The 7,410-nt window shown below is 53.7% G+C and carries 7 protein-coding genes; all 7 read right to left on the bottom strand.

Annotated features, from left to right (window positions below; all coding sequences use genetic code 11):
- Window positions 1-121: 121 nt before the first annotated feature.
- The 7 genes from PEH01S_RS18300 to PEH01S_RS18270 all read right to left on the bottom strand — a co-directional run bounded on the left by PEH01S_RS18300 (window position 122) and on the right by PEH01S_RS18270 (window position 7,399).
- On the bottom strand, window positions 122-1,144 hold the full coding sequence (locus PEH01S_RS18300) for a transposase (RefSeq protein ID WP_246062976.1): 1,023 nt from the start codon (window positions 1,142-1,144) through the stop codon (window positions 122-124).
- 147 nt (window positions 1,145-1,291) lie between these two features.
- A complete protein-coding gene (locus PEH01S_RS18295) occupies window positions 1,292-2,185 on the bottom strand; it encodes an alpha/beta hydrolase (RefSeq protein ID WP_127487254.1) in 894 nt (297 codons plus the stop codon).
- Window positions 2,186-2,454: 269 nt separating this feature from the next.
- Window positions 2,455-2,904, bottom strand: a complete 450-nt coding sequence (locus tag PEH01S_RS18290; RefSeq protein WP_025848384.1) for an Rrf2 family transcriptional regulator — start codon at window positions 2,902-2,904, stop codon at window positions 2,455-2,457.
- A 59-nt stretch (window positions 2,905-2,963) separates the two neighbouring features.
- On the bottom strand, window positions 2,964-3,152 hold the full coding sequence (locus PEH01S_RS18285; protein WP_127487252.1) for a hypothetical protein: 189 nt from the start codon (window positions 3,150-3,152) through the stop codon (window positions 2,964-2,966).
- 4 nt (window positions 3,153-3,156) lie between these two features.
- The gene (locus PEH01S_RS18280) at window positions 3,157-3,837 is read right to left on the bottom strand and encodes a YggS family pyridoxal phosphate-dependent enzyme (RefSeq protein ID WP_025848387.1); all 681 of its coding nucleotides are present in this window, start codon (window positions 3,835-3,837) and stop codon (window positions 3,157-3,159) included.
- A gap of 30 nt (window positions 3,838-3,867) precedes the next feature.
- The gene (locus tag PEH01S_RS18275; RefSeq protein WP_025848390.1) at window positions 3,868-5,601 is read right to left on the bottom strand and encodes an ABC transporter ATP-binding protein; all 1,734 of its coding nucleotides are present in this window, start codon (window positions 5,599-5,601) and stop codon (window positions 3,868-3,870) included.
- Window positions 5,561-7,399, bottom strand: a complete 1,839-nt coding sequence (locus PEH01S_RS18270; protein WP_127487249.1) for an ABC transporter ATP-binding protein — start codon at window positions 7,397-7,399, stop codon at window positions 5,561-5,563. The genes PEH01S_RS18275 and PEH01S_RS18270 overlap by 41 nt, the downstream gene beginning before the upstream one ends.
- Window positions 7,400-7,410 lie beyond the last annotated feature (11 nt).

Here is a 7,410-nt window from a genome sequence, read left to right as displayed (position 1 = left end):
TTCCTCACGGACTGAGTGGCTGGTTCTATGCACGGAAGGCTCAAGGGCTGTGACGATTCGACGAATAGGCTCCATCCATCGGCATACTTCTTGATAGTGGGATTCAAATGATTCTAATTTGCTAAATATTCTGACGATCATTCTGAGAATTGAAGGCCCCTTTTTTACTCAGGCATTGTTCGAGTGATGCCTGAATGGCTTTCGCATTCTGGTAAATACGCATTCCGGGCAAGTCAAGCGGCGGGTTACCATCTTCTAATAATAAAGATCTAACTGCCGCGATGTAGCCCTTGGCTACTTCATTCTCTTCCGAAGGGTTAGCTTCCACCTTACGCTCGATCTCCCGAATGCCGCGGAGGCTTTTCTTCAACCCAGTTTTGAGCTTCCGGTCCAAGTCCACAACCGGTTTGGCGATGTCTTTGAGGTAATGATACTGGCAGTATTGGTAGGGGACCTCCGGTAACAACTTTTCAAAGGCAAGACGAATCGAATGCTGGCCATCGCTAACAATTCCAACGATGGGATAGCCGAGCTCTACAATAGGGCGGATAAGGTTTTGGAGTTCTTCGGACGATCCGCTTTTCAAGTTCTTCGCGGCCAGAACGGTCCCGCTGAATAGTTCGCGTATAACGTACAGCGTCTCGTTCCCTTTTTCCGGTTGTACACCGTCCATGGAAAGAAGAAGACCTCCGTTTTGCTCGGAAACGTCTTTCAAAACCGCGCTGACATGTTGATCGATACTCGCACCAAGAAGAGCGAGATAGCGCTCGTAAAGCATTTGCGCGTTGCGGTCGGTAGTTTTTACGCCGCGATTGTTCAATTCGTCTGCAATTTCTCGGCGGGTCATATGGTGTTTGAACCGCAATTCACCTACAAGACAAAGAACATCGAATCCGTAGGTCGTAAATTTCATACACAGTTTTTCTGCTTCTGCAGACCTGTAAAGCGCGCCGGAATGAGAACAATGCTGATTTGGACAACGGTAAGCCATGCTCCAGGCATAGATGACTCCTTGTAAAGTTGAAATCTTCTTTTTCCACGCCGCATGCGCTCGAACAAGTTTTGACTCACAATGTGGACAGTTCGATATTTCAGGACGAAAGTATATGGTTTTTTCAGGAACGATTCGATTTTTTGGACGCATAAGGAAACCCCTGTTCATCAAAAGAAATGGTACTCCATTACTTCGACGAGCACGGGTTAAATACCTTCGTTGCATGGTTATTCCGCTGTAGAAAAAAAAGCAAAGGGCCTCTCCCGTCCGAGAGAGCCCTTTGTCCGCACCGCGCCATTAAACCGGGTCCGTTTTCAAATGGGTATGAAAGAAGGATTTCACCACGTCCAGCGTATGAGGTTGGGTAAAAGCGATATGCCCGACCCCTTTTACTTTATACAGGGTCGTGTCATGGCCTGCTTGCTTCAGCGCCTGAAACAGCTCGACGCTTTGCTCATAGGGAACGACGTCGTCCTGGTCTCCGTGCATGATTAAGATCGGCGGCGCATCGGCGCGCACATATTCGATAGGGCTTGCTTTTCTCGATTTCTCTTTGTTCTCCTGAATCGCCCCGCCAACCAGCTTCGATTCGGGCGAGTGGGGAGAATCGTGATCGAAGACGGACGGATACCGGCTCATTGAAAGCAAATTCGTAGGGCCGAACCAATCCACAACCGCCTGAACGCTGCTGGATTCGCGGGGATATTCCCTGTCTCCTTCAAACTCTTCCACCCCTTCGGCCAGCCCCAGCAAAAGAGCCAGATGCGCTCCCGACGAATCGCCCCACACGCCTACCCGCCGCGGATCGATGTTGTATTGGGAGGCATTGGCTTTCAGGAACCGCACCGCGGTTTTCACATCCTGAATTTGCGCCGGGAAGACCGCTTCCCCGCTCCCTCTGTACTGCACGCTTGCAACGACATATCCCTGCTTCGCAAATTCGGCCAGCTGCGGCACAAAAGCGAACGTATCCTGCTCGGACCATCCCCATCCGCAGCCCTGCAAATAAATGATCAAGGGATACGTCTCTTGGTTCCCTTCCCGGTGAAACAACGCGTCCATAGGGTCCCGGTACACCAGCAAATTCAAGGTCAACGACCTGCCTTCGACATTGGAAAACTCGATATTCGGTATCAATTGAACATAGGAATTGACGTTTTGCTCCCACTGCAGCTCTTTTATTTCGGTCATGCGACTTACTCCTCCTCGTATGTAATATGAATTTGTTTGAAAATGGCAACCGTTAAGAAACTATCGTTTTCCGCTGATTCACTTCATTTTCCTCACCTCCTTTCCAAAAGCGGAACAAGGAATGCAGCCTCCAGACAGCGTTATCCTTTCTGGAGACCACGTTGTAAATGAAATACTTACAACAAAAAGACAAGAAGCGCCGCTCGCGAACCTCCTCCTGCAGCTCATCATTAGTTGTAAGTGATTCACTTACAACTAAACCAAAAAAATTATGCTTCCTGAGAAGCATGAATAGCATTCTTTTTTTGCACCAGGAGCCCGGTTAATTCTTCTATAGAAACTTCCTTCAGTATGCTCTCCATAGCCGTTTGAGCTTTAAATAGAATGATCTCAAGAACTTGGTTAATGTTCGCTCCGACCCAGCAATCCGGGTTCGGATTCTCGTGAGTATGGAAAAGCTCGCCTTCCTCAACGACCTCGACGGCTTTATACACATCGTACAAAGAAATCGCTCCGGCCTCTTTCAGCAAGTAAGCTCCACCCGATCCCCGCTTCACGTCAATCAACCCGGATTTTTTCAATAATCTGCTGATTTGACGGATAAACACGGGATTCGTATTCACGCTGTCGGCGATCTGCTCGGAAGTAAGCTGGTCTGTGCGGACATGGATCAGGGACAGCATATGGACGGCAATCGTAAAGCGGCTGCTTATTCTCATGGTTCCACCCTTTCGTTGTAATTATTATACTTACAACAAAAGAAAAGGTCAACTCTCTCCTACTTGAGAAAGCAAAAACGGCCGAGGAAATCCGACGACGAGCTTCTGCACCCATGCCGAATGCGGCACCGGACGTTCGTCCCTTGTGCCGCATTCTCATGATTCGCCGTCGAATCGGCGCAGAACGGCGTTAGCCGCTCCGCCTGATAATCCCCATCATGGGGTGTCCATTGTCCATTATTTTCCACCCACTCAGCTTCCGAAAAGCACCGAGCCTAATCGAAGCCAGGTCGCCCCTTCTTCAACCGCCACTTCGAAATCGTTGGACATCCCCATCGAAAGACCGGTCACCTCGTACTTCAGAACGCTTCGCGCATTCAGCTCGCCGCGCAGTTCCCTCAGCCTTTTGAAGACAGGGCGTGTCGCTTCCGGGTCCGCTTCGTGCGGGGCCATCGTCATCAGGCCGGCGATCCGAAGATGCTCCATGCCGGCAATTTGCTCCGCAAACGTAAACAAGCCTTCCGGCGACACCCCCTGCTTGGTCTGCTCCCCGGAAACGTTGACTTGAATAAAGCAGTTGACGGCGGTTTGGAGAGCCGCCGCTTTTTTCTCGATTTCTTCCGCCAACGACAAACGATCCAAGGAATGGATATAATCGAATTTGCCGACGACATCCTTCACCTTATTCGTTTGCAAATGTCCGATAAAATGCCACGTTCCCAGCGCGCCAAGGGTCTGCCATTTCGTCCGGGCGTCCTGCCAGCGGCTTTCGCCGATATCGGAGACGCCAAGCTGCAAAATCTGCTCCGTCACTTCCAGCGTCGTATATTTCGTAATGGCAATGATCCGCAATTCCTCCGGATTTCTTCCGGAGCGCCGGCAGGCTTCTTGAATGCGATGCCGGGCGGCAGTCAAACGGTCCTGTAAATCCATCGTTCGTGTATCCCTCCCCTTATGCGGCAGCTAGATGGAAAGCCTTGCCGACGCACGGTGCTGAGCGGCAACCAGCCTTTGGTAACCCTCGTGACACCGCAGCAATTCCTCGTGCTTCCCTTGTCCGGCAATATGCCCTTTGTCCAGCACGAAGATAACGTCCGCATTTTTGACAGTCGACAGCCGGTGGGCGATCACGATCGTCGTCTTGCCCCGCCTTGCCTCATCTAAATTTTGCTGCACCTCGTATTCCGTCTCCACATCCAAGGCGGAGGTCGCTTCGTCGAGAATTAAAATTTCCGGCTCTTTGAGTAAAATGCGGGCCAGAGCCAAGCGCTGACGCTGGCCGCCCGACAGGCTGATCCCTCTTTCTCCGATCGTCGTGTCGTAGCCGTTCGGCAGGCTGGTCACAAATTCGTGAATGCAGGCGACTTGACAAGCGCGCACCAGTTGGCTTTCCGATACATGCTCCATCCCTAATTGCAAATTGTGCCGGATGCTGCCCGGAAAAAAATAAGGCTCCTGAAAGACGATCCCGACTTTATCCAGCCAATCCTTTCTGGAGACCGCCGCAAGCTGCCGGCCGTTGACGGTCACCGCTCCTTCGCACGGATCGTAGAAGCGGATTAACAATTTGGCGATCGTCGATTTGCCGCTGCCGCTTTCCCCGACAAAGGCAATTTTCCGGCCTGCCGGCAGCTCCAGGCTGATCTGGTGCAAAATCCGTTTGCCCGCGTCTCCGTAATCGAACGAAACGTGATGGAAACCGATGCGGCGGACTTCGTCTTGAAACGGCAGCGTTCCGTCCGCCTCCCCTTCCGCCTCCGTGACGTGACGGATCCGGTCCACCGACGACAAATACCCGGACACATTCATGGACAAATCGTACATTTGCTGCACGGTATCCATAAAGTGACGGGCATACTGATAGGTCACGACAAACATGCCGAGCGAAAGCTTTCCCTGCAGGACCAGCATGCCCCCGTACCCGAGCACCAGCAAATTGGCTGCCCATTTGACCGGATCGCAGGAGAGAAGCTGTCGATTCAGCAGCTTGGTTTGCCGCAGGACGCTGGAGAAATAGCGGTTAAACCGGTCGTTGAACCGGTCGTGTTCCCACGATTGCCGGTCGTTCGCAATAACTTCCCGGGTCGAGGATACGGATTCTTCGATATGCACCAGCAGCTCGGCTTTCCCGGCGTTGACTTCGTCGGCAGCCCGCTTGCGCAAACGGGCAAACCGCCGTCCGAGCGCCAAATAAAGACAGCTCAGTCCGCCGATCGCAAGCAGCAGGAACGGACTGGCCAAGCCGATGATGACGGCAAGAATCACGACGGTGGTCAGCTGCTGGATCAGCTTCGGGATATCGCTCCCCGCCGTGTGGGCGGCCTGAAAAATATCCGTCGTTAACCGGTAGACGTAATCGGCCGTCCTTTCCTTCTGCCACCGCAGCATCGGAATTCGTTCCATAAACCCCAAAAATTCGCGGTACATGCCGGAGCGTATGGCGGTGATGTTCCTGTGCACGAGATAAGGCACAAGCGTAAACAACAGCGAATAGACGGCATACGCCCCAATGACCGCTGCGATCAGCGATCCGAACAGATGATACTTTTGCCCAAGAAACACGTCGTCGATCATAACCTTCTGCATGGCGACCGTCGCAAGGAGCGCCGCCCCCTCCGCCATCATGAGGAGAATGCAGCCTATGATTTTCCATTTTCTAAGAGCGATATGTCCCAGTATCCATTTCAAATTGGCCATGAACATCCTCCGCCGCATTCCAAGTTCCGCCGGCAGCCATCCGGTAAAAGATCCCGCCCAGCCGCAGCAATTGCTCGAAGCTGCCCGCCTCCGCCACCGCTCCGTTTTGGATCACGCAGATGACGTCATACTCCTTGATCGTCGACAATTTGTGGGCCACCGTAATGATCGTTCTGCCCTTCATCAGCTTGCTTATGGCTTGCTGCACCTTGATATCGTTGATCGTATCGAGCGCGGAGGTCGCTTCATCCAGGATCAGGACCGCCGGATTTTTCAGAAACAGCCGGGCAAGCGCGATGCGCTGCTTCTGTCCGCCCGACAAGAGGACGGCCCGCTCGCCCACGACCGTATCATAGCCCTGCGGGAGCTCCATAATAAACTCATGGGCGTTGGCGGCCTTGGCTGCGTCGATCATTTCCCCGTCCGTTGCCTCCGGCCGGCCGAAGCGGATATTTTCCCTCACCGTTGTCCCGAACAAATAGGGCTCTTGGAACACGAACCCCATCGTCCGCCTCAGTTGGGCAAAGGATAGCCGGGAGAGGGGAACCCCGTCCAGAGTGACCGTTCCCCGCTGCGGATCGTAAAATCTCCCGATCAGCTTCAGGATCGTCGATTTGCCGCAGCCGCTCGCCCCGACCAGAGCCACCCGCTGCCCCGGCTTGATCGTCAGGTTCAGTCCCTGAAGCAGCGCGCTTCCCGAGTCGTACCCGAACTCCACGTCCTCCAGCCGGATTTCGCCTTTCACGTCCGGAAGGAAAACAGGCTGCGCGTCTTCCTTGACGGCGGGCTCCCGCTCCATAAACGCGTACAGCCGGGCCGCTTGATGTACCAGGATGCGCTGCTCCGTAAAGTTCGAAATCAGCGCGGTCAGCGTCTGCATGCCGGAGAAAAAGTACATCATGAACACGGTAAACTCGCCGACCGTCAGGCTGCCGGACCGATGCAGCACGAAGCCGCAGGCAAAAATGGCGATGCCGCCCGCATATAACGTCATCTTGCGGTTAGCCCCCCGTAAATTCGCGTACCAGAGATGCTTCAGCGCGATGCGGCTGAACCCGTTCAACCGGTCGAGGACGAGGGACTGTCCCCAGCGGACGGTGGAAGACGCTCTCAGCTCCGGCAGGGCCGAAAGCGCGTCGTAAACGGTTTGGTTCAAGTGAATCCGGTCGGCAGCCATTTGCTGTCCGGCCAAGGACGCTTTCGTTTCCAGATAAGGGCCGAATACGTAATACAGCAGCAGGCAAGGAATCGCGAGCAGCGTAAGCTCCCAGCTCGTATGCAGCATAAGGGCAACCGAAACGGCCGAAAAAATAATTTCGTGCAGCAGCCAGGGAATCGCCTGCCGGTACATGTTCTGCACCGCCGCCACTTCCGTGTTCAACAGCGATAGCGTTTCGCCTGCCGGATGATGCTCGAAATACGCAAAGCCAAGCTTGCGCATATGGTCGATCACCGCATACTGCATATCCCGGGCGGCCCGCTCCTGCAGCGAATTTTGCGTCACGTTTTGAAGCACCCTCCCGGCAAACAGAAACGTTACCAGCAGAGCGATCGCGCCTAAATAGCCGTAAAAATAAACCGGGTCGGACATGGCATCGACACCGTCGATGAAATACTGGATCAGCTTGGCGACCAGCAGCTCGGATACCGAAATGACCGCGATGGCCGCAATCAATAGCGAGCAAGCGGCGCGGTAAGGCAGCATAAAAGATACGATCCAGAAGTAGACCCGGTACATGCGGTTCGCTGGAGATCGGGGCTGGTCCGTACCCACGCCTTTTGTCAGGTTTGTCCCCATGCGGCCCGTCT

The organism is Paenibacillus ehimensis NBRC 15659, assembly GCF_004000785.1.
GTDB lineage: Bacteria > Bacillota > Bacilli > Paenibacillales > NBRC-103111 > Paenibacillus_G > Paenibacillus_G ehimensis.
This window is presented reverse-complemented; position numbering and strand designations above follow the sequence as displayed.

Bases quoted from the DNA above. Each gene is read 5' to 3' on its own strand.
- PEH01S_RS18300 (WP_246062976.1), bottom strand. From the start codon at position 1,144: ATGCGTCCAAAAAATCGAATCGTTCCTGAAAAAACCATATACTTTCGT.
- PEH01S_RS18275 (WP_025848390.1), bottom strand. From the start codon at position 5,601: ATGGCCAATTTGAAATGGATACTGGGACATATCGCTCTTAGAAAATGG.
- PEH01S_RS18290 (WP_025848384.1), bottom strand. From the start codon at position 2,904: ATGAGAATAAGCAGCCGCTTTACGATTGCCGTCCATATGCTGTCCCTG.
- PEH01S_RS18280 (WP_025848387.1), bottom strand. From the start codon at position 3,837: ATGGATTTACAGGACCGTTTGACTGCCGCCCGGCATCGCATTCAAGAA.
- PEH01S_RS18270 (WP_127487249.1), bottom strand. From the start codon at position 7,399: ATGGGGACAAACCTGACAAAAGGCGTGGGTACGGACCAGCCCCGATCT.
- PEH01S_RS18295 (WP_127487254.1), bottom strand. From the start codon at position 2,185: ATGACCGAAATAAAAGAGCTGCAGTGGGAGCAAAACGTCAATTCCTAT.